This is a genomic window from Comamonas sp. wu1-DMT, assembly GCF_040187805.1.
Taxonomy (GTDB): Bacteria; Pseudomonadota; Gammaproteobacteria; order Burkholderiales; family Burkholderiaceae_C; genus Comamonas; species Comamonas thiooxydans.
On sequence record NZ_JBANEM010000001.1, the window covers coordinates 718,178 to 738,397 of the forward strand.

Here is a 20,220-nt window from a genome sequence, read left to right on the forward strand (position 1 = left end):
AGTCGCAGCCGGTATGCCGAGCGATCTTGCTTTCGGGGTCGCGCCCCGCCGCGGTACATGCGGCAGGCCCCGCCGCCGCACCTTTGATGCGTTGCTTTCTCCAGCGACCATTGCGAACAGCTTGCCTGCCGTGTAGAGCGGCTCCAACCTTTCAAACGCAAGCAAGCCATGAAAATCGCTCAAGAAATCCGCGCAGGCAATGTGATCATGTTCGGCAAGGACCCCATGATCGTTCTGAAGACCGAATACGCTCGTGGCGGCCGTGGCGCTGCTACCGTGCGCATGAAGCTCAAGAGCCTGATCGGCAACTTCGGCACGGAAAACGTGTTCAAGGCCGACGACAAGATCGACAACGTGATCCTGGACAAGAAGGATTGCACCTACTCCTACTTCGCCGACCCCATGTACGTGTGGATGGACGAAGAGTTCAACCAGTACGAAGTCGAAGCTGAAAACATGGCTGACGCACTGAACTACCTGGAAGACGGCATGACTGCCGAAGTGGTGTTCTACGACGGCAAGGCCATCTCCGTCGAACTGCCCACCACCATCGTGCGCGAAATCACCTGGACCGAGCCCGCCGTCAAGGGCGATACCTCCGGCAAGGTTCTGAAGCCCGCCAAGATCGCTACCGGCTTCGAAGTGGCCGTGCCCCTGTTCGTGTCCCAGGAAGACAAGATCGAAATCGACACCCGCACCGGCGAATACCGCAAGCGCGTGTAATGTGGCGGCAGCTGCCGCAGCTGCTTCCCGGCAAAAGGCTTCCTTCAGGAAGCCTTTTTTCATTTCCGCCTCCGACAGCGGGATTACGCCAGCCCCTTCGTCTGCCGCGACACTCAAAACCGCTTCAGTCTGTGCAAGACTAAGGGCAGTCCATCCACTCCCACTGCCAATGACGCACTCCCTGCCCTGGCTGCAGCCCGAACAAGAATTCCCCCCCCATCGATCAGACCTGGGGCGAGCGGGACCCCATTCCCGGGCTGCTGGCCGCCGGCAATACGCTGGATGCAGCACGTCTTCGCACTGCTTACAGCCAAGGCATTTTCCCGTGGTTCAGCGAGGGACAGCCGGTTCTCTGGTGGTCCCCCAACCCGCGCATGGCCCTGCATCCCGAGGAATTCCGCCTGCACCGCAGCCTGCGCAAAAGACTGCAGAAATTTCGCAATGATCCGCGCTGTGAAATTCGCATCGACAGCGCTTTTGCCACGGTGATGCAGCATTGCGCCCAGACCCCGCGCGATGGACAGAACGGTACGTGGATTGTGCAAAGCATCGTCGATGCCTATACCGAGCTGCATCAGCAGGGCGCTGCACACAGCGTGGAAACCTGGATCAACGGCCAGCTGGTCGGCGGCCTTTACTGCGTGGCACTGGGCAGAGCGGTTTTTGGCGAATCCATGTTCGCACTGCAGACCGATGCATCCAAGATTGCACTGTCGGCGCTGGTGGCCCTGTGCAGGGCTCATCAGGTGCCGCAGATCGACTGCCAGCAGGCCACAGCACATCTGTCTTTCATGGGCGCTCGAGAAGTCACAAGAGCGCAGTTCGCCCGGACCGTTCAAGCCCAGGCCCAGCTGCCCGATATGCAGTGGCAATTCAGCCCCATATACTGGGAACAGTTGCTAAGCCATACTGAGGCTTGACGCACCGCATCTGCAGCCGAGTCCGATCATGACGCACCCGAACGACCTCCCGCTACATGCCCTGCAGTTTTATGCCACGGCAGCCTATCCCTGCAGCTATCTGCCGGGCCGGCTGGCACGTTCTCAGGTCGCCACACCCAGTCACCTGATTCAGAACACCACCTATTCGGAACTGGTCACGCTGGGCTTCAGGCGCAGCGGCATGTTCACCTATCGCCCCTATTGCGATGGCTGCAAGGCCTGCGTTCCCCTGCGAATTCTGGCCCAGGAGTTTCGCCCCAGCCGCAGCCAGCGGCGCGCTGCAAAACAGCATGGGCAACTTGTCGCCTCCATTCAGCGCCTGCACTACTCCGACGAGCACTACCAGCTCTACCTACGCTACCAGCAGCACCGCCATAGCGGTGGCGGCATGGACAACGACAGCGTGGACCAGTACACGCAGTTTCTGCTGCAAAGCCGGGTCAACTCCCGATTGGTCGAGTTCCGCGAGCCGGGCGCGGACGGTCAGCCCGGCACACTCAAGATGCTCTCCATTCTGGACGTACTGGAGGACGGGCTGTCGGCGGTCTACACCTTCTACGATCCGGAAGACCACGCCAGCTATGGAACCTTCAATGTGCTGTGGCAAATTCAGCAGGCCAAAGCCATGAACCTGCCTTATGTCTATCTTGGCTACTGGATCTCCGAGAGCCAGAAGATGCGCTACAAGGCCAGCTTTTTGCCACATGAGATTCGCCAGGGCGAGCTATGGCAGCGCGTAGACAGGCAAAGCATTGTGCGCTCGCAAATTGAAGAGTGACGCTGCAAAAAGCTGCACATGGATATATGAGCGGATGACATGGCTGCACGGCTGCAGCACCGCTAGAATGCCCTCATCCCGCAAAGTATCTCCAACGCATGAAAAAAGACGACCTATCGGCCTCCGCAAAGCCCAGCGTCCAGGTTCTGGAACGCATGTTCACGTTGATCGACGTGCTGGCATCGCGTGAGGAAGCGGTTTCTTTGAAGGAGATCAGCGAACGCACGGGCCTGCATCCATCGACCACGCACCGCATACTCAATGACCTTGCACTGGGCCGCTTTGTGGATCGCCCCGAATCGGGCAGCTACCGCCTGGGCATGCGCTTTCTGGAACTGGGCAACCTGGTCAAGGCCCGGCTGAACGTACGTGAAGTGGCGCTGACCCCCATGCGTCAGCTTTACAAGCAGATTCAGCAACCCATCAGCCTGTCCGTGCGCCAGGGCGACGAGATTGTCTATGTGGAACGCGCCTACAGCGAGCGCTCGGGCATGCAGGTGGTACGCGCCATTGGCGGCCACGCGCCTTTGCACTTGACCTCCAACGGCAAGCTGTTTCTGGCAGCTGACGATTCCCAGCAGGTGCGCGCCTATGCCATGCGCACCGGCCTGCCCGGCAAGACCCATTTCAGCATCACCCAGTTGGGCGACCTCGAACATGAGCTGGCCAAGGTACGCCAATACGGCATTGCCCGCGACAACGAAGAGCTGGAATTGGGCGTGCGTTGCATGGCAGCCGGCATTTACGACGACCAGAGCAAGCTGATTGCGGGCCTGTCCATCTCTGCCCCCGCAGACCGCCTTGACGAGAGCTGGGCCCCCAGATTGCAGGCCACGGTGCAGGAAATTTCCGTGGCGCTGGGTTTCAGCGGCACACGCCCTGCGCCGGCTCAAGCACCGGCCAACCCCTATAGCCGCAGCCAGCACGGCTGAATCTCTTCGCTCCAATGACAGGAGCGAGTTCATCTCGCAATCCGCAAAAGGGCTGGGAAGGCCATTTCAGGTATTGATCCAATAAAAAAGCGCTACCGAGGTAGCGCATTTTTTGCTGACGGGCCTGGCCCTCTCGCCAGGCTCAACCGCGGATACGGCTGGCAATCGTGTTGCTGGCCGTGGGGCCCTTGCTTTCCATCCAATGGCGCACTCGCTCGGCATCTGCCAGGCGGCTGAACTTGCCTGCGGAATCCAGGAACACCATGATCAGCTTGCGCCCGGCCACATGGGCCTGCATCACAAGGCAGCGTCCGGCTTCGGAGATATAGCCGGTCTTTTGCAGGCCGATATCCCAGTTGTCGCTCTTGACCAGACGGTTGGTGTTGTTGAACTGCAGCGTGCGGCGACCGACGGCCACTTCATAGCCAGGCGATGTGGAGTACTCGCGCATCAGCGGATCGGCATGAGCCACCGCCACCAAGCGCGCCAGATCGCGTGCGCTGGACTGGTTGCTGCTGGACAGGCCGGTGGGCTCCACATAGCGCGTGTCCTTCATGCCCAGTTGCAGCGCCTTGGAGTTCATCAGTTGCACAAACTGCGCCAGACCGCCGGGATAAGTGCGTCCCAGGGCATGGGCAGCACGGTTCTCGCTGGACATCAGCGCCAGGTGCATCATCTCGGCACGCGTCAAGGTGGTCCCGACACGCAGGCGGGAGCTGCTGTGCTTTTCGGTATCCACATCGTCCTGCGTGATGGTGATCATCTCATCCATGGGCAGGCGGGCCTGAGAAATCAGCAGACCGGTCATCAGCTTGGTCAGCGAGGCAATCGGCAGCACTGCCTGATCGTTCTTGCTCAACAGCACCTCATGTGTGTCCTGGTCAATCACATAAGCCACGCTGCTTTGCAGATCCAGGGGATCCGAGACGGAATGAAGACCCGCCATCTGCCCATAGGACAGGCGTGCGGGCTCGACCGCCGTGGCAGCTGCTGCCGCCGCAACCGCAGCACCGGTGGCTCCCGCCCTGGCCAGACGCTTCTTGCCGCCGGTCTTCTCTTCTCTTTCGGCCTTGGCCGCTAGAGCTGTCTTTCCGCCCTTCTTACTTGCAAGCTTGGCGTCTGCCTTTTCCGGCTTGCCTTTGGCGACCTTTGCGCTTTTGGGCTGCGCTGCGGCACGAACCTTGCCAGCCGGCTCCTTGGCCGCTTTCTTAGCCGAAGCTGCAGCAGCCACGGGCTTTTTGGAGTCTTTTTTTGGGCGTCGCCGCATGCGCTGCCGGAGCAACCAGAGCGCAGCTCAACAGAGCCAAAGACACCACCTGGGTGAGTTTTGCAAGGCGAAATGGACGCAGCAGCTGCATGCGATACTCCAGACAACAAGGTGTAAGGATTTAATTCAATCAAAAAAGTTGTGCAGTGACAAGCACTTACACAACCTTCTCGATAATCTGAGTGAAATTATAAATCCAGCAGTCAACCTTGTGCTGCAACAACTTCCTGATTGCTATGCAATTTGTTCAAAGCGCTCAGATATGCCTTGGCCGATGCGACCACAATATCGGGGTCAGCACCCACTCCGTTGACGATGCGACCGCTGCGCTGCAGGCGCACCGTCACCTCGCCCTGACTCTCGGTTGAGCCGCTGATGGCATTGACGGAATACAGCACCATCTCGGCACCGCTCTTGACTTCGGACTCGATGGCCTTGAACGAGGCATCGACCGGACCATTGCCCTCGGAGCTGGCCTTGATTTCCCGGCCTGCATTGCTGAAGACCACGCTTGCATGTGGGCGCTCACCTGTTTCACTCTGCTGGGCCAGCGAAATGAACTGGAACTGATTGTCCTGGTGCTCCGCGCCTTCGGCATTCACCAGCGCCAGAATGTCCTCGTCAAAGATTTCGCTCTTGCGATCCGCGAGTTCCTTGAAGCGCGTGAAGGCTTGGTTGATGGCAGCTTCGCTGTCCAGTTCCACCCCCAGCTCCTGCAGACGCTGCTTGAAGGCGTTGCGACCACTGAGCTTGCCCAGCACGATCTTGTTGGCCGCCCAGCCCACATCCTCGGCACGCATGATTTCGTAGGTGTCACGCGCCTTGAGCACGCCATCCTGATGAATGCCGGAAGCATGGGCAAAGGCATTGGCTCCCACCACCGCCTTGTTGGGCTGCACCACAAAGCCCGTGGTCTGACTGACCAGGCGGCTGGCGGCCACGATATGCTGGGTATCGATATTCACGTCGAGACCAAAGTAGTCCTTGCGCGTCTTGATGGCCATGACCACTTCTTCAAGTGAGCAGTTACCTGCACGCTCGCCCAGCCCGTTGATGGTGCATTCGATCTGGCGCGCGCCGCCGATCTTCACGCCCGCCAGCGAATTGGCAACCGCCATGCCCAGGTCGTTGTGGCAATGCACGGACCAGACGGCCTTGTCGCTGTTGGGAACGCGCTCGCGCAAGTTGCGAATGAACTCGCCATAGAGCTCGGGAATCGCATAACCCACGGTGTCGGGCACGTTGATGGTGGTTGCACCTTCCTTGATGACGGCCTCAATCACGCGCGCCAGAAAATCGGGTTCGCTGCGATAGCCGTCCTCCGCGCTGAACTCGATGTCTTCGATGAGATTGCGCCCGAAGCGCACCGCCTGCTTGGCCTGCTCCAGCACCTGCTCGGGTGTCATGCGCAGCTTTTTCTCCATGTGCAGCGGACTGGTGGCGATGAAAGTGTGAATGCGAGCGCGGTTGGCCCCCTTCAAGGACTCGGCCGCACGCGCGATGTCGCGGTCGTTGGCGCGCGAGAGCGAACAGACCGTGGAGTCCTTGATGGCACGCGCAATGGTCTGGATGGACTCGAAGTCGCCATTGGATGCCGCGGCAAACCCTGCCTCGATCACATCGACCTTGAGGCGCTCCAGCTGGCGTGCAATGCGCAGCTTTTCATCGCGCGTCATGGAGGCGCCGGGCGACTGCTCGCCGTCACGCAAGGTGGTGTCAAAAATAATAAGCTGATCGGACATGGTGGGGACTCTCTATGTAATGGCGCCGGTAGACGCCTGTTTTGACTGGAGGATTGCCGACAAAAAAGCCGGTGCGCTTTTGGCGGCACCGGCTTTGAACCTTTTATGCGGCTACCGCCTCTTCGGCGACAGCAGGGACGCGCTGCACTCCCGAGATGATGGCCCGCAACGAGGCAGAAACGATATTGGCATCGACCCCGACGCCATAGCAGACCTGAGCGTCATCCACACGCAGCTCCACATAGGCAATCGCCTTGGCACTCGCTCCCTCGCCAATCGCATGCTCGGCATAGTTGAGCACGCGCACATTGCGACCGACGTTAGCCGACAGCGCCTGCACGAAGGCATCAATGGGGCCCGTACCTTCGCCTTCCAAAAAATACTTTTCTCCGGCGATCTCGATGTGGGAAGTCATATTGACCACGCCATCTGCCTCGCTCAGGCGATATTGAGGCGGCTTGACAGTGTTAACCCCATATTCGCGCTGGAACAGCTCCCACAGATCCGCAGCCGACAATTCCTTGCCGCTGGCATCCATCTCGCGCTGCACGACCTGGCTGAACTCGATCTGCAGGCGACGAGGCAGCTGAAGCCCATATTCGCTCTCGAGCAGATAGGCAATACCACCCTTGCCCGACTGGCTGTTCACGCGAATCACTGCCTCATAGCTGCGACCCAGGTCCTTGGGATCGATGGGCAGATAAGGCATATCCCAGATATCGCCTTCCTTGTGGGCGGCGAAAGCCTTCTTGATGGCGTCCTGGTGGGAGCCGGAGAAGGAGGTATAGACCAAGTCACCCACGTAAGGATGACGAGGATGCACGGGCAACTGGTTGCAATGCTCAACCGTTGCGCGGATATCGTCGATGTCGGAGAAATCCAGACCGGGGTTCACGCCCTGGATATACATATTGAGCGCCACATTCACCACGTCCAGATTGCCGGTGCGCTCGCCGTTGCCGAACAGACAGCCTTCCAGGCGGTCCGCGCCAGCCATCAGGGACAACTCCGCTGCTGCCGTTCCCGTGCCGCGGTCGTTATGAGGGTGGACCGAGATCACCACGCTGTCACGGCGCTTGATGTTGCGATGCGTCCACTCCACCATGTCGGCAAAGATATTGGGCGTGGAATGCTCCACGGTGGTGGGCAGGTTGATGATGCACTTGTTCTCGGGCGTGGGCTGCCAGACGTCGGTGACGGCGTCTATCACGCGCTTGGAGAACTCCAGCTCGGTGTCCGAATACATTTCGGGCGAGTACTGGAAGGTCCATTTGGTGTTGGGGTGCTGGGCCGCGATGTCTTTGAACATCTGGGCATTGGTCACCGCCAGCTCAACGATCTCGTCTTCACTCATATTCAGCACCACACGGCGCATCACGGGAGCCGTGGCGTTGTAGAGATGGACGATGGCGCGGGGCACGCCTTCGAGCGCTTCGAAGGTGCGACGAATCAGATGCTCACGCGCCTGGGTCAGCACCTGCACGGTCACGTCGTCGGGAATGCGGTTTTCCTCGATGAGCTTGCGCATGAAGTCGAACTCGATCTGCGAGGCCGAAGGAAAGCCGACTTCGATTTCCTTGAAACCGATCTTCACCAGTTGCTCGAACATGCGCACCTTGCGCTCGATGTCCATGGGCTCGATCAGGGCCTGGTTGCCGTCACGCAGATCCACGCTGCACCAGACCGGAGGCTTGGTGATGACCGCGTCGGGCCAGGTGCGATCGGTCAGACGCACGGGGGCGAAAGCGCGGTATTTGGTGGAAGGGTTTTGCAACATGGTGAGTCTCTTTAGTCGAAATTAGAGGAAATTGAACCCAGCTCCAGCGACGCCCAAAAGCAAAAACGGCCCGTCGCTGATGCTACGGGCCGCCAAGTAGGGTGTGTTTGTACGCGCGCGCTACTTTCTCTGCCCGTTGGACATTAGTAGTAGAGCTAGCGACAGGTTTTGCATGCGGGTCACTTTAACACAAGAAAAGTTGACAGGGCCAGGATTTTTTGGGGCCGCACTTCAATCGTCGTGCAGACCACGCTCATCGGGCTCGTCCTTGGAGGTCGCCACAATGCTGACCTGCTCACCCTTGGCACGGCGCCAGACATAGATCACATAGCCCGAGACCGAGTAGCCGACAAACACCAGAAACAGCATGGTTGCAGGCTCGATGCTGACCACGGCCATCAGCAGGGCTACCACCACCAGCGAGACGAACGGCATGCTCTTGGCGCCGCCGATGTCCTTGAAGCTGTAATAGGGAATATTGGTGACCATGGTCAGACCTGCGAACAGCGTGATGGCGAACATGATCCAGGACAGATCGGCCCTGTCCGTGGGATAGCCGCCAAACCAGGAAATCACATCGCCGAAGATGGGTACATCACGATGGGAAACCATCAGCGCACTGGTCAGCCAGATAAAGCCCGCAACCAGGGCCGCAGCCGCAGGCGAAGGCATGCCCTGAAAATAGCGCTTGTCCACCACGGCCGTATTCACGTTGAAACGCGCCAGGCGCAATGCGGCGCAGGCGCAATACACAAAGGCGGCAATCCAGCCCCAGCGCCCCAGGGGACGCAAGGCCCATTCATAAGCAATCAGCGCGGGCGCGGCACCGAAGGACACCATGTCGGAGAGCGAATCCATCTGCTCACCGAACGCGCTTTGCGTGTGCGTCATGCGCGCCACGCGACCGTCCAGGCTGTCGAGCACCATGGCGCAGAAAACGCCCACGGCCGCCAGTTCGAACTTGTTGTTCATGGCCATGACGATGGCGTAGAAACCGCCAAACAGCGCTGCCAGCGTGAACAGATTGGGCAGCACATAAATGCCTTTGCGCGGCTTGCGCGGCATTCCACTCAGATCGGCAGAATCATTGCTGTTTTGCATCAAACAGACCTCCAGTGCTTGCATGTCAATTGCATGCAGCTATTAAAACGATAGTATTTCAAGCATGGCCATCATGGCCATGTCCCTGCCACCAGTGTACCCGCCACACAGATCGCATCCGGAATGAAAAAAGGCCACCTCAAAGGTGGCCTCTTGCCCAAGCGCAGTCATCCGGCTCGCGCCGAATGACTTGCCGGCATTAGTTGCGGGTCTGGTCGACCAGCTTGTTCTTGGAGATCCAGGGCATCATGGAGCGCAGCTGGCCGCCCACTTGCTCGATGGCATGATCGGCGTTCTGGCGACGACGGGCAGTCATCGAAGGATAGTTCAGACGGCCTTCGCTGATGAACATCTTGGCGTATTCACCGCTCTGGATGCGCTTGAGGGCGTTGCGCATGGCCTTGCGGGATTCTTCGTTGATGACTTCGGGGCCGGTCACGTACTCGCCATACTCCGCGTTGTTGGAGATGGAGTAGTTCATGTTGGCGATGCCGCCTTCATACATCAGGTCAACGATCAGCTTGAGCTCGTGCAGGCACTCGAAGTAAGCCATTTCGGGAGCGTAGCCAGCTTCGGTCAGCGTCTCGAAGCCCATCTTCACCAGTTCCACGGCACCGCCGCACAGCACGGCCTGCTCGCCGAACAGGTCGGTCTCGGTTTCTTCCTTGAAGTTGGTTTCGATGATGCCGCCCTTGCCGCCGCCGTTGGCGGAAGCATAGGACAGGGCCACGTCACGGGCCTTGCCGGACTTGTCCTGGTAGATGGCGATCAGGGAAGGCACGCCGCCGCCCTTCAGGTATTCGGAGCGCACGGTATGGCCGGGGCCCTTGGGGGCGACCATGATCACGTCCAGATCGGCGCGGGGCACGACCTGGTTGTAGTGCACGTTGAAGCCGTGAGCGAAAGCCAGGGTAGCGCCGGACTTGATGTTGGGCTCGACGTTGTTCTTGTACACCTCGGGGATGTTCTCGTCGGGCAGCAGGATCATGACCACGTCGGCAGCCTTCACCGCGTCGTTCACTTCCATCACGGTCAGACCGGCCTTGCCGACCTTGTCCCAGGAAGAGCCGCCCTTGCGCAGACCGACCACAACCTTCACACCGCTGTCGTTCAGGTTTTGAGCATGTGCGTGGCCTTGGCTGCCGTAGCCGATGATGGCAACAGTCTTGCCCTTGATCAGGCTCAGGTCACAGTCCTTGTCGTAGAAAACTTTCATGATGGCTCCAGGTCTCTTATCTTGAGGGGGTTAAAAAGGTTTGTTCAGATTCAAAAGTGGTGCAACGCAGCCATTAGACACGCAGAATGCGTTCGCCACGACCAATACCCGAGGCGCCTGTGCGAACGGTCTCAAGGATGGCAGTGCGATCAATGGCTTGCAGGAAGGCGTCGTTCTTGGACTGGTCGCCGGTCAGCTCCACGGTGTAGCTCTTCTCGGTCACGTCGATGATGCGGCCGCGGAAGATGTCCGCCATGCGCTTCATTTCCTCGCGCTCCTTGCCCACGGCACGCACCTTGACCATCATCAGCTCGCGCTCGGTGTAAGCACCTTCGGTCAGGTCCACCACTTTAACCACTTCAATCAGTCGGTTCAGGTGCTTTGTGATTTGCTCAATCACATCGTCCGAGCCCGTGGTGAGGATGGTCATGCGCGACAGCGAGGGATCCTCGGTCGGTGCAACTGTCAGGGATTCAATGTTGTAGCCACGGGCAGAAAACAGGCCCACGACGCGCGACAGTGCTCCAGGCTCGTTCTCGAGCAGCACGGCAATAATGTGTTTCATTGGGAGATTCCTCTTTTCGCCGCCCTCCCCTGACACCGGTAAGTGCCAGGCTCGGCGGACAATAGATTCGTCAAAAAATGCTATTTAAAATATAGCTGCTTGCGATTGACATGTAAGTGCTTGATGCCGATTTCATTGGAAATCGGCTTTCCATGCATTACAGGTCGTCGGCACCCAGCAGCATTTCCGTGATGCCACGGCCGGCTTGCACCATGGGGAACACGTTCTCTGTCGGGTCGGTGCGGAAGTCCAGGAAGACCGTCTTGCTTTCTTCGCGCACGATGCGGCGTGCCTCGCGCAGCGCAGCTTCGACATCGGCAGGCTTTTCGATCAGCAGGCCACGGTGGCCGAAGGCCTCCGCCAGCTTCACGAAGTCGGGCAGCGAATCCATATAGCTGCTCGAGTAGCGACCCGAGTATTCAATTTCCTGCCACTGGCGCACCATGCCCAGGAAGCGGTTGTTCAGCGCGCAGATTACCACTGGAGTGTTGTACTGCTTGCAGGTGGCCAGCTCCTGGATATTCATCTGGATCGAGCCCTCGCCCGTGATGCAGAAGACTTCGGAGTCGGGCTTGGCCAGCTTGATGCCCATGGCGTAAGGCAGGCCCACGCCCATGGTGCCCAGACCGCCGGAGTTGATCCAGCGACGGGGTTCATCAAAGCGGTAGTACTGCGCCGCCCACATCTGGTGCTGACCCACATCGGAGGTAATGTAGGCGTCCGCATCCTTGGTCATGTTCCACAGTGTGTCGACCACGTACTGGGGCTTGATGACTTCGGTGTTGGACTTGTCGTAGCTCAGGCAGTCACGGCTGCGCCAGCCTTCGATGGTGGTCCACCATTGGGCTACGGCCGCTTCGTCAGGGCGCTGGGCCGACTCGCGCAGCATGGCGATCAGCTCGTTAAGCACATCCTTGACATCACCCACGATAGGCACGTCCACCTTCACGCGCTTGGAGATGGAGGAGGGATCGATGTCGATATGGATGATCTTGCGCTCCACCGACATGAAATGCTTGGGATTGCCGATCACGCGATCGTCAAAGCGGGCTCCCACGGCCAGCAGCACATCGCAGTTCTGCATGGCATTGTTGGCTTCGATGGTGCCGTGCATGCCTAGCATGCCCAGGAACTTCTTGTCGCTGGCGGGGTAGGCACCCAGACCCATCAGGGTGTGAGTGACGGGGTAGCCCAGCATGTCCACCAGCTGGCGCAGCTCGTTGCAGGCATTGCCCAGAAGCACGCCGCCGCCGGTATAGATATAGGGACGCTTGGCCGTCAGCAGCAGCTGCAGAGCCTTGCGAATCTGGCCGGCATGACCCTTTTTGACAGGGTTGTACGAGCGCATTTCCACTTTTTCAGGATAGCCCGTATACAGCGCCTTCTTGAAGGACACGTCCTTGGGAATATCCACCACCACAGGACCGGGGCGGCCGGTGCGGGCGATGTGGAAAGCCTTTTTCATGGTCTCGGCCAGCTCGCGCACATCCTTGACCAGGAAGTTGTGTTTGACGATGGGACGAGTGATGCCCACGGTATCGCACTCTTGAAATGCGTCGGTACCGATGTAATTGGTCGATGTCTGTCCCGCGATCACCACCATGGGGATGGAGTCGGTATAGGCGGTGGCAATGCCCGTCACCGCATTGGTCAGACCGGGGCCGGATGTCACCAGCGCCACGCCCACTTCACCGGTGGCACGCGCAAAACCGTCGGCTGCATGCACGGCCGCCTGCTCGTGGCGCACCAGCACATGCTGAATGCTGTCCTGCTTGTAGAGCGCGTCGTAAATATAGAGAACTGCCCCGCCAGGGTAACCCCACAGGTGCTTGACACCTTCAGCCTGAAGAGACTTGATGAGGATTTCGGAGCCCATCAATTCCTGGGCGCCCTTGGGGGACGATGCGGCGGCTGCAGAGGCCAGCTCGGCTTTGGAGATTTCCATGATCAACCTTTGTGAATTTCTCTAACGAAAAACCTTCGGTGCCCTTAGCCTGAAGCCCTTGTGAGGCCGGTTTAGGACTTAAGACCACATGCCATGGACGTTTGTGTGTACGCCGGACCGTGATCCGTTTGCTTCTTTAAGTTGAAGATCATTATCGCACTGCAACAAGACCTTCAAATGCAGTACACAAAAAAACATCATCGGATGCGATAATCGGCCGCTTTCGCCACTACCTAACTCCCGCTTTCTCCAGGGTTACTCTCTCTTGGCCACAGAACAAGAACTGTCTGCATTCCTCAAAGACGTTGAAAAGCGCGCCTTCAAACGCAGCGTTTTCCATGTCCGCGACGAGGAGGCCGCCCTGGATATCGTGCAGGACAGCATGCTCAAACTGGCCCAGCACTATGGGGACAAACCGGTCAATGAACTGCCCATGCTGTTCCAGCGCATTCTGTCGAACAGCACGCTGGACTGGTTTCGCCGCCAGAAGACCCAGAAAGCCGTTTTCACTCACTTCAGCGACCTGGAGTCTTCCGTAGACGGGGACAGCGACTTCGACTGGCTGGAAACCTATGCCACCAACAGCGACGAATCCGCCGCCAGCAACGCCGAGAGCCTGACCGAACGCAAGCAGACGCTGCAAAGCATAGAAAAAGAGATACAGGAGCTGCCTGCGCGTCAACGCGAGGCCTTTCTCATGCGTTACTGGGAAGAGATGGATGTCGCAGAGACTGCTGCCGCCATGGGTTGCTCTGAAGGCAGTGTCAAAACCCATTGCTTCCGCGCCATTCAAACATTGAGCAAGGCACTCAAGGCCAAAGGAATCGAGTTATGAAATCCGCGCCCACCCTCCGGCAAGAACAGACCGCCGACCGCATCGCCCGTCAAATCACTGCCCGACTGAGCGAGGGCGAAGCCTTGCTCCCTTACGAAATCACCGAACGCCTGCGCGCCTCCCGCGAGCAAGCCGTGTCTGTACGTCGCCGCGAAGCGGCTGTGCTGCGCGTTCAGACCAGTACTGCAACATCTGCCCAGGGCAGCACCCTGACACTGGGCAACCCCGACGAGGGTAGCGGCTGGTGGCGCACTCTGGTCTCGGCCATCCCCGTTTTTGCACTCATTGCGGGCCTGGTAATCTACAACTCCGACACCGAACAAAGTATGCTAAGCGAAGTCACCGAGGTCGATACCGCCTTGCTGACCGATGATCTGCCCCCTGCTGCCTACTCTGACCCTGGTTTCATCCAGTACCTCAAGACCTCGGCAGCCACCCCATCAGAACACTAAACAGCCTGCCACCTCTGCCTTGATGCCCACTGAGAAGCGCTCCCTCCTGAAACCCGACAACACCGCCGCCATCATGGCGGCGCTGTTGTTGGTGGCCTTGAGCTGGACAGGATGGAATGTCGTACAGCAAGTCAGGCTGGCGCCCAGCTCCGTGCCCCCCGCCACGGTAGCTGCATCCAGATCCATGCATGCAGACCCGTCCACGCGCCAAAGAGCCTCAGCACAGGCCTCGGGCCCACGCTGGGGCGAACTCAGTAGCCACCAGCGCGAGATTCTGCTGCCGCTGCAAGAGCGCTGGGCCATGATCGGCTCGGTACAGAAGCGCCGCTGGATTGCCCTGGCGGATGGCTTTGACAAACTCAGCGAGCGCGAACAGCAAAAGCTTCATGACCGCATGGAAGCATGGTCCGGCCTGAGTGCCGCCCAGCGCAACCAGGCCCGGCTGAATTTCGCCATTACCAACAAGCTCGCGACTGACAAGCAGGCCCAGTGGGAGGCCTACCAGGCTCTGAGCGATGAAGAAAAGCGACTGCTGGCCGCCCGCGCCACTCCCAAGGTGGTAAGCGCCGCACCGGCCATCAAGCCTGTGCCGTCCAAGAAGCTGGCGCGCATTCCTGCTGCCACGGCCTCCCCCAATACGGTGCCCAATCTGCCCAAGATTCCACCCGCAACCATTCATCACCCACCACCGCCCGTGCCCGCAACACCAGCCATGGTGGAGACACACCCCATTCGTACGCCCTCGGTGATTGTGGAGACGGCTCCCGTGGACATTCCTCGCGCCACCCCAATCACCCTGCCTCCGCTGGATGCGCCAGGTCAAGACGCGCACCAATGACAGTGTCGGTGCGGCAACCGAGCGCCAAGCCCGCTGACCTGAGCCCTACAATGCCCTCATGCAGCAAGACACCCGGCCGGCAGCCTCATCGACTCCTGACTTCATAGCACCAAGCCTGCGTCGCCGTATGGCTTGCTGGCTTTATGAAGGCATGCTTTTGTTTGGCGTGGTGTTCATCGCCGGCTATTTGTTCGGCACGCTGTCGCAGACGCGCAATGCACTCGACAATCGGCATCTGCTGCAGGCCTTCATGCTGGTGGTGCTGGGGATTTACTTTGTCTGGTTCTGGAGCAAAGGCCAGACGCTGGCCATGAAGACCTGGCATATCCGCGTGGTCGATACCCAAGGCCGCCCCCTGACGCAAACCCGCGCCCTGCTGCGCTATGCAGCCAGCTGGATGTGGTGGCTGCCACCGCTGGCCCTGCTCTACCCGCTGGGCCTGCCGCCACTGGAGGTGCTGGTGCTGCTCATGGGCTGGATTCTGATCTGGGCGCTGCTGAGCCGCTTTCACCCCAGAAAGCAGTTCTGGCACGACGCCTGGGCCGGCACCCAGTTGGTGCATCAGCCCCCCACTCCCAAACGCATCCGCTGACCCCTCCCCTCCATGAGCACCTCCTCACCTGACCCCGTCAACCCGCAAAAAAGCCGTACCGGACTGTCCCGGGTGCTGCATGCCGGCGGCTACTCGCTGGCTGGCCTCAAGGCCGGCTGGCATGAAAAAGCATTTCAGCAGGAAGCAATCTGTGCCGCCGTCATGATTCCTCTGGCGCTCTGGCTGGGCCAGAACTGGGAACAGACAGCGCTGCTGGCCGGCACCGTCATCCTGGTGCTCATTGTGGAATTGCTCAATACCGGCATAGAGGCAGCCATAGACCGTATCGGGCCCGAATGGCACGAGCTTTCCAAGAAAGCCAAGGACATGGGCAGCGCTGCTGTATTTCTGGCCCTGTGCCTTTGCGGAGCCGTCTGGGCGGCCGCTCTTTATCACCGTTTCATCGTATGACTCAACCCGCTTTTTCCATTTGCGTGTACTGCGGCTCACGCCCCGGCACCAACCCTCAATTCACCGAAGTCGCCAAGGCCGTGGGCCAATGGATAGGCTCGCGCGGCGGCCAGCTGGTCTATGGCGGTGGACGCAGCGGCCTGATGGGCGTGGTGGCCGAAGCCACGCAACAAGCTGGCGGCCGTGTCGTCGGCATCATCCCTCAGGCACTGGTCGACAAGGAGCTGGCCAACCAGGCCTGCGACGAACTGCACATCGTCAAGAACATGCACGAACGCAAGGCCATGATGGCCGAGCGCAGCGATGCCTTCGTGGCCCTGCCCGGCGGCATCGGTACTTTTGAAGAGCTGTTCGAAGTCTGGACCTGGCGCCAGCTGGGCTACCACGACAAGCCCATCGGCATTCTCAATGTGGATGGCTATTACGACGCCATGCTGCAGTTTCTTCAGTCCTGCGTGGGCAACGGCTTCATGGGCGAGTGGCAGATGGGCCTGGTCGAAAGCAGCAGCGACACCTCGGCCCTGCTGCAAAATCTCGTCCAGAATGCCGGCAGCCAGCTGGATACACCGCCTCTGCGCTCGGTAATCTGAGCCCTGAAAAACACTGCAGGGCGTCATCCGTCGACCCGTAGCGCTGTCTGCAGTGCGCACACCCGGCTCCGGACCATGAAAAAAGCCAGACTCAAGGTCTGGCTTTTTGCCTGGGGCGCATGACTGGGGCGCGACATGGCGACTTAGACAGCAGTGTCGTCCAGCTCGCCCGTACGGATGCGCACCACGCGCTCCACGGGGGTGATGAAGATCTTGCCGTCACCAATCTTGCCGGTGCGCGCGACATTGACGACGGCATCCACGCAGCGGTCCACGTCCTCATCTCGCACCACGACTTCGATCTTCACCTTGGGCAGAAAATCGACCACATACTCCGCGCCACGATAAAGCTCGGTATGGCCTTTCTGACGGCCAAAACCCTTGACTTCGGTCACGGTCAGACCATTCACCCCACACTCGGCCAGGGCCTCGCGCACTTCCTCTAGCTTGAAGGGCTTGATGACGGCAGTAATCATTTTCATGGGGCTAGTTCCTCAATGGATTGAAATCGGCAAAACACCGGAGGCAGAACCTCAGGCGCGAAATTTGTTGGTGATGGGGTAGCGCCAGTCCTTGCCAAAGCTGCGCATTGTCAGACGTGGACCGACCGGCGCCTGGCGACGCTTGTACTCGTTGATTTGTATCAGACGCGTGACCCGCTCCACATCCGCAGGCGCAAAACCCTCGGCGACGATGGAGCTTATGCTCTCGTTGTTTTCCATGTAACGGGACACGATGGCATCCAGCACCTCGTAGTCCGGCAGGCTGTCCTGATCCTTTTGATCGGGGCGCAGCTCGGCGCTGGGCGGACGCGTGATGATGCGCTCGGGAATGGGGTCGAGCCCCATGCCGAAGGGATCGTTGGCATTGCGCCAGCGTGCCAGCGCAAACACCTCGGTCTTGAACACATCCTTGATGACGGCAAAACCGCCGGCCATGTCGCCGTACAGCGTGCAGTAGCCGGTGGACATCTCGCTCTTGTTGCCCGTGGTCAGCACGATGGAGCCAAACTTGTTGCTCATGGCCATCAGCAGGGTGCCGCGAATACGGGCTTGCAGGTTTTCCTCGGTCGTGTCTTCGGCGCGTCCGGCAAAAGTGCCAGCCAGCGCGGCCTTGAAGGCTTCGAACTGCGGCGCGATATCGATCTCTTCGTGCTGCACGCCCACGCGCTCGGACATTTCGCGCGCATCCAGCCAGCTGATATCGGCCGTATAGGGCGAAGGCATCATTACCGTGCGCACCTTGTCTGCGCCTAGAGCATCCACGGCAATGGCCAGTACCAGGGCCGAGTCCATACCGCCCGACAGGCCGATGAGTGCGCCCGGAAAACGGTTCTTGCCCACATAGTCGCGCACGGACAGCACCAGCGCCGACCAAAGCGCATGGTGGTGGCTCAGCTGGGGCTTGACTTGCCCCATCAGCGTCACGCATCCATCCACCAGCTGCGCGGCAACCATGGGCAGCTCTTCCTCGAAGGCCGCCGCACGCGCCGCCACCTGGCCGTCGGCCTGCACCGCGAACGAACAGCCGTCGAACACGACTTCATCCTGGCCACCCACCAGATGGACATAGACCAGAGGAACCGCGTTTTCCACGGCGCGCTGCGCAATCACCGCCTCGCGCTCCAGGGGTTTGCCACTATGGAACGGCGAGGCATTGATGACGAGCAGCAACTGGGCGCCTGCGGCAACGGCGGCATGGGCCGGGCCGGCATGCCAGGCGTCTTCGCAAATCAGCAGTCCGATCTGGATGCCCTCCAGCTCGAAGACACAGCTTTCCTCACCGGCCGCAAAGTAGCGCTGTTCGTCGAACACGCCAAAGTTGGGCAGCAGTTGCTTGAAATAGCGCGCAATCTGCTGACCATCGCGCAACACGCTGGCAGCGTTGAACAGTTTCTCACCTTGCTCATCGCGCTGCGGGTGACCGATGACCAGCGCCAGCCCCGGCCATTGGGCACTGGCTTGCTGCAACTGCTGCAGGGCCGCATCGCAGGCTTCCAAAAATGCCGGACGCAGATACAGGTCCTCAGCCGCGTAGCCACACAGGGCAAGCTCGGGCGTGAGCAGCAGGCGGGCACCGTTGGCATAAGCTTCAGCAGCAGCGGCGATGATTTTCTGGACATTGCCAGAGAGGTCTCCCACAACAAAATTGCGTTGGGCACAGCAAATGGAAAGCGTCATGAAAAGCAAGCTAGGCGGTGAGGCCACCAGCCCCCGCGACAATCAGGGCATGGCCGAAAACAAGATTATCACTCGCGTGCTTGCCAGCGTGCAGCAGCTGGACGCACAAACCTGGAATGTGCTGCTGGCCTCTCAATCCACGCCCACGCCCTTCATGCGCCACGAATACCTGGCAGCCATGGAGCAAAGCGGCAGCGCCACGCCCGATACCGGCTGGATCGCCCGGGTCATCACCGTCTGGGACGGCGATGAACTGCTGGCGGCCTGCCCCCTCTATATCAAGACCCACTCCTACGGCGAATATGTGTTTGACTGGGCCTGGGCGCGCGCCTATCAGCAGCATGGCCTGCCTTATTACCCCAAGGGATTGCTGGCCGTCCCCTTCACGCCCGTGCCAGGCTCCCGCCTGCTGGCACGCAGCCAGGCACTGCGCGTGGCGCTGGTGCATGCCGTCCAGGCCTGGGCAGCCGAGCAGCAGCTGTCATCGCTGCACCTGCTGTTTGGCGATGCCGATGATCTTGCCGCCTGCGCCGCAGCCGGCTGGATGCAGCGCAGCACAGTGCAGTTTCACTGGACGAACACGCCGCCCGCGCCCCCCGCTGCGGGCGGCACTGCGACAACACCGTCCCGCTGGAAGGACTTCGACGACTTTCTGGGCTCGCTGAACCAGGAAAAGCGCAAGAAAATCCGCCAGGAGCGACGCAAGATACGCGCAGCCGGCGTGAGCTTCAAAGCCATGCAGGGTAGCGACATCGGTGCGCAGGACTGGTCCTTCTTCTACCGCTGCTATGAGCGCACCTACCTGGAGCACGGCAACCCGCCGTATCTGACACCGGAGTTCTTTGCCTCCATGGCCTCGGCCATGCCCGAGAACTGGGTGATGTTCATCGCCGAGCGCAACGGGCAGCCTGTCGCCTCAAGTTTGATAGCTATTAGCGCCTTGCAATCAATGATTTCAGCATCAAAACCATTGTTTTTTGAGGATGGACAAGCGCAAGCAGCTATCAATAGCAAGGTGGCCTATGGTCGCTACTGGGGCGCTCTGGAGCGGGTCGACAGCCTGCATTTCGAAGCCTGCTACTACCAACCCATCGAATGGTGCATCGCCAACGGCTTTGCCCGATTCGAAGGCGGCGCCCAGGGCGAGCACAAGATGGCCCGCGCGCTGCTGCCCGTGGAAACACCGAGCGCCCACTGGGTGGCCCATCCCGCTTTTGCCGATGCCATCGAGCGCTTCTTGCAGCGCGAGAGCGAAGGCATGGCCCAATATGTGGAAGAGCTGCAATCCCATAGCCCGCTGCGCAAGGCCTGAAGGTGGAGACAAAAAAAAGGCCG

The 20,220-nt window shown here is 59.8% G+C and carries 19 protein-coding genes and 1 pseudogene; 11 read left to right on the forward strand and 9 right to left on the reverse strand.

The annotated features are described in order from the left end of the window. Nucleotides 1–168: 168 nt before the first annotated feature. The 4 genes and pseudogenes from efp (at nucleotide 169) to V8Z78_RS03310 (ending at nucleotide 3,374) form a co-directional block, all read left to right on the forward strand. The gene (efp, locus tag V8Z78_RS03295; protein ID WP_003056627.1) at nucleotides 169–723 is read left to right on the forward strand and encodes an elongation factor P; all 555 of its coding nucleotides are present in this window, start codon (nucleotides 169–171) and stop codon (nucleotides 721–723) included. A 169-nt stretch (nucleotides 724–892) separates the two neighbouring features. Then, nucleotides 893–1,643: pseudogene (aat, locus tag V8Z78_RS03300) on the forward strand (leucyl/phenylalanyl-tRNA--protein transferase). Nucleotides 1,644–1,671: 28 nt separating this feature from the next. Beyond that, on the forward strand, nucleotides 1,672–2,442 hold the full coding sequence (locus V8Z78_RS03305) for an arginyltransferase (RefSeq protein ID WP_003066251.1): 771 nt from the start codon (nucleotides 1,672–1,674) through the stop codon (nucleotides 2,440–2,442). Between the two features lie 98 nt (nucleotides 2,443–2,540). Beyond that, a complete protein-coding gene (locus tag V8Z78_RS03310; protein ID WP_003066249.1) occupies nucleotides 2,541–3,374 on the forward strand; it encodes an IclR family transcriptional regulator in 834 nt (277 codons plus the stop codon). Between the two features lie 142 nt (nucleotides 3,375–3,516). Here the strand turns inward: V8Z78_RS03310 and pbpG are convergent, their stop codons facing one another. From pbpG to V8Z78_RS03345, 7 genes are all read right to left on the reverse strand, one after another. Then, on the reverse strand, nucleotides 3,517–4,605 hold the full coding sequence (gene pbpG / locus V8Z78_RS03315; protein WP_349730868.1) for a D-alanyl-D-alanine endopeptidase: 1,089 nt from the start codon (nucleotides 4,603–4,605) through the stop codon (nucleotides 3,517–3,519). Between the two features lie 239 nt (nucleotides 4,606–4,844). Continuing rightward, nucleotides 4,845–6,383: a 2-isopropylmalate synthase gene (locus tag V8Z78_RS03320; RefSeq protein WP_012837810.1), complete on the reverse strand. Its 1,539-nt coding sequence runs from the start codon at nucleotides 6,381–6,383 to the stop codon at nucleotides 4,845–4,847. Between the two features lie 103 nt (nucleotides 6,384–6,486). Beyond that, the gene (gene leuA, locus V8Z78_RS03325; protein ID WP_349730869.1) at nucleotides 6,487–8,160 is read right to left on the reverse strand and encodes a 2-isopropylmalate synthase; all 1,674 of its coding nucleotides are present in this window, start codon (nucleotides 8,158–8,160) and stop codon (nucleotides 6,487–6,489) included. 231 nt (nucleotides 8,161–8,391) lie between these two features. After that, nucleotides 8,392–9,261: a CDP-diacylglycerol--serine O-phosphatidyltransferase gene (gene pssA, locus V8Z78_RS03330; protein WP_003056635.1), complete on the reverse strand. Its 870-nt coding sequence runs from the start codon at nucleotides 9,259–9,261 to the stop codon at nucleotides 8,392–8,394. Nucleotides 9,262–9,460: 199 nt separating this feature from the next. Then, on the reverse strand, nucleotides 9,461–10,477 hold the full coding sequence (gene ilvC / locus V8Z78_RS03335) for a ketol-acid reductoisomerase (protein ID WP_003056637.1): 1,017 nt from the start codon (nucleotides 10,475–10,477) through the stop codon (nucleotides 9,461–9,463). Between the two features lie 73 nt (nucleotides 10,478–10,550). After that, nucleotides 10,551–11,042: an acetolactate synthase small subunit gene (ilvN, locus tag V8Z78_RS03340; RefSeq protein WP_003056638.1), complete on the reverse strand. Its 492-nt coding sequence runs from the start codon at nucleotides 11,040–11,042 to the stop codon at nucleotides 10,551–10,553. A gap of 157 nt (nucleotides 11,043–11,199) precedes the next feature. Next, nucleotides 11,200–12,987, reverse strand: a complete 1,788-nt coding sequence (locus tag V8Z78_RS03345) for an acetolactate synthase 3 catalytic subunit (protein WP_349730870.1) — start codon at nucleotides 12,985–12,987, stop codon at nucleotides 11,200–11,202. 265 nt (nucleotides 12,988–13,252) lie between these two features. Between V8Z78_RS03345 and V8Z78_RS03350 the strand changes: the two genes are divergently transcribed. From V8Z78_RS03350 to V8Z78_RS03375, 6 genes are read left to right on the forward strand one after another with little or no spacing between them, the layout of a single operon-like run. Next, nucleotides 13,253–13,822 (forward strand): RNA polymerase sigma factor, encoded by a 570-nt coding sequence (locus tag V8Z78_RS03350; protein ID WP_003066234.1) that lies wholly within the window; start codon nucleotides 13,253–13,255, stop codon nucleotides 13,820–13,822. Further along, on the forward strand, nucleotides 13,819–14,274 hold the full coding sequence (locus tag V8Z78_RS03355) for a DUF3619 family protein (protein WP_046460695.1): 456 nt from the start codon (nucleotides 13,819–13,821) through the stop codon (nucleotides 14,272–14,274). The genes V8Z78_RS03350 and V8Z78_RS03355 overlap by 4 nt, the downstream gene beginning before the upstream one ends. 22 nt (nucleotides 14,275–14,296) lie before the next feature. Further along, nucleotides 14,297–15,112 (forward strand): DUF3106 domain-containing protein, encoded by an 816-nt coding sequence (locus V8Z78_RS03360; protein ID WP_003066230.1) that lies wholly within the window; start codon nucleotides 14,297–14,299, stop codon nucleotides 15,110–15,112. A gap of 58 nt (nucleotides 15,113–15,170) precedes the next feature. After that, the gene (locus V8Z78_RS03365) at nucleotides 15,171–15,704 is read left to right on the forward strand and encodes an RDD family protein (protein ID WP_280007874.1); all 534 of its coding nucleotides are present in this window, start codon (nucleotides 15,171–15,173) and stop codon (nucleotides 15,702–15,704) included. 12 nt (nucleotides 15,705–15,716) lie between these two features. Next, nucleotides 15,717–16,115, forward strand: a complete 399-nt coding sequence (locus V8Z78_RS03370; protein ID WP_034362220.1) for a diacylglycerol kinase — start codon at nucleotides 15,717–15,719, stop codon at nucleotides 16,113–16,115. Beyond that, nucleotides 16,112–16,705 carry an LOG family protein gene (locus tag V8Z78_RS03375; RefSeq protein ID WP_012837805.1) on the forward strand — a complete coding sequence of 198 codons (594 nt, stop codon included), beginning with the start codon at nucleotides 16,112–16,114 and terminating at the stop codon, nucleotides 16,703–16,705. The genes V8Z78_RS03370 and V8Z78_RS03375 overlap by 4 nt, the downstream gene beginning before the upstream one ends. A 143-nt stretch (nucleotides 16,706–16,848) precedes the next feature. Here V8Z78_RS03375 and V8Z78_RS03380 read toward each other — a convergent pair whose 3' ends face one another. Together V8Z78_RS03380 and V8Z78_RS03385 are read right to left on the reverse strand one after the other, a co-directional pair. After that, on the reverse strand, nucleotides 16,849–17,187 hold the full coding sequence (locus tag V8Z78_RS03380; RefSeq protein ID WP_003056652.1) for a P-II family nitrogen regulator: 339 nt from the start codon (nucleotides 17,185–17,187) through the stop codon (nucleotides 16,849–16,851). A gap of 51 nt (nucleotides 17,188–17,238) precedes the next feature. Beyond that, on the reverse strand, nucleotides 17,239–18,885 hold the full coding sequence (locus tag V8Z78_RS03385; protein WP_349730871.1) for an NAD+ synthase: 1,647 nt from the start codon (nucleotides 18,883–18,885) through the stop codon (nucleotides 17,239–17,241). Between V8Z78_RS03385 and V8Z78_RS03390 the strand changes: the two genes are divergently transcribed. Beyond that, nucleotides 18,884–20,197, forward strand: a complete 1,314-nt coding sequence (locus V8Z78_RS03390; RefSeq protein WP_349730872.1) for a GNAT family N-acetyltransferase — start codon at nucleotides 18,884–18,886, stop codon at nucleotides 20,195–20,197. The genes V8Z78_RS03385 and V8Z78_RS03390 overlap by 2 nt on opposite strands. Nucleotides 20,198–20,220 lie beyond the last annotated feature (23 nt).

Coding starts and splice junctions, on each gene's coding strand:
- pssA (WP_003056635.1), bottom strand. CDS start 9,261: ATGCAAAACAGCAATGATTCTGCCGATCTGAGTGGAATGCCGCGCAAG.
- efp (WP_003056627.1), top strand. CDS start 169: ATGAAAATCGCTCAAGAAATCCGCGCAGGCAATGTGATCATGTTCGGC.
- V8Z78_RS03370 (WP_034362220.1), top strand. CDS start 15,717: ATGAGCACCTCCTCACCTGACCCCGTCAACCCGCAAAAAAGCCGTACC.
- ilvC (WP_003056637.1), bottom strand. CDS start 10,477: ATGAAAGTTTTCTACGACAAGGACTGTGACCTGAGCCTGATCAAGGGC.
- V8Z78_RS03390 (WP_349730872.1), top strand. CDS start 18,884: ATGAAAAGCAAGCTAGGCGGTGAGGCCACCAGCCCCCGCGACAATCAG.
- V8Z78_RS03360 (WP_003066230.1), top strand. CDS start 14,297: ATGCCCACTGAGAAGCGCTCCCTCCTGAAACCCGACAACACCGCCGCC.
- V8Z78_RS03310 (WP_003066249.1), top strand. CDS start 2,541: ATGAAAAAAGACGACCTATCGGCCTCCGCAAAGCCCAGCGTCCAGGTT.
- V8Z78_RS03355 (WP_046460695.1), top strand. CDS start 13,819: ATGAAATCCGCGCCCACCCTCCGGCAAGAACAGACCGCCGACCGCATC.
- ilvN (WP_003056638.1), bottom strand. CDS start 11,042: ATGAAACACATTATTGCCGTGCTGCTCGAGAACGAGCCTGGAGCACTG.
- V8Z78_RS03385 (WP_349730871.1), bottom strand. CDS start 18,885: ATGACGCTTTCCATTTGCTGTGCCCAACGCAATTTTGTTGTGGGAGAC.
- V8Z78_RS03305 (WP_003066251.1), top strand. CDS start 1,672: ATGACGCACCCGAACGACCTCCCGCTACATGCCCTGCAGTTTTATGCC.
- V8Z78_RS03380 (WP_003056652.1), bottom strand. CDS start 17,187: ATGAAAATGATTACTGCCGTCATCAAGCCCTTCAAGCTAGAGGAAGTG.
- V8Z78_RS03320 (WP_012837810.1), bottom strand. CDS start 6,383: ATGTCCGATCAGCTTATTATTTTTGACACCACCTTGCGTGACGGCGAG.
- V8Z78_RS03365 (WP_280007874.1), top strand. CDS start 15,171: ATGCAGCAAGACACCCGGCCGGCAGCCTCATCGACTCCTGACTTCATA.
- V8Z78_RS03345 (WP_349730870.1), bottom strand. CDS start 12,987: ATGGAAATCTCCAAAGCCGAGCTGGCCTCTGCAGCCGCCGCATCGTCC.
- V8Z78_RS03375 (WP_012837805.1), top strand. CDS start 16,112: ATGACTCAACCCGCTTTTTCCATTTGCGTGTACTGCGGCTCACGCCCC.
- leuA (WP_349730869.1), bottom strand. CDS start 8,160: ATGTTGCAAAACCCTTCCACCAAATACCGCGCTTTCGCCCCCGTGCGT.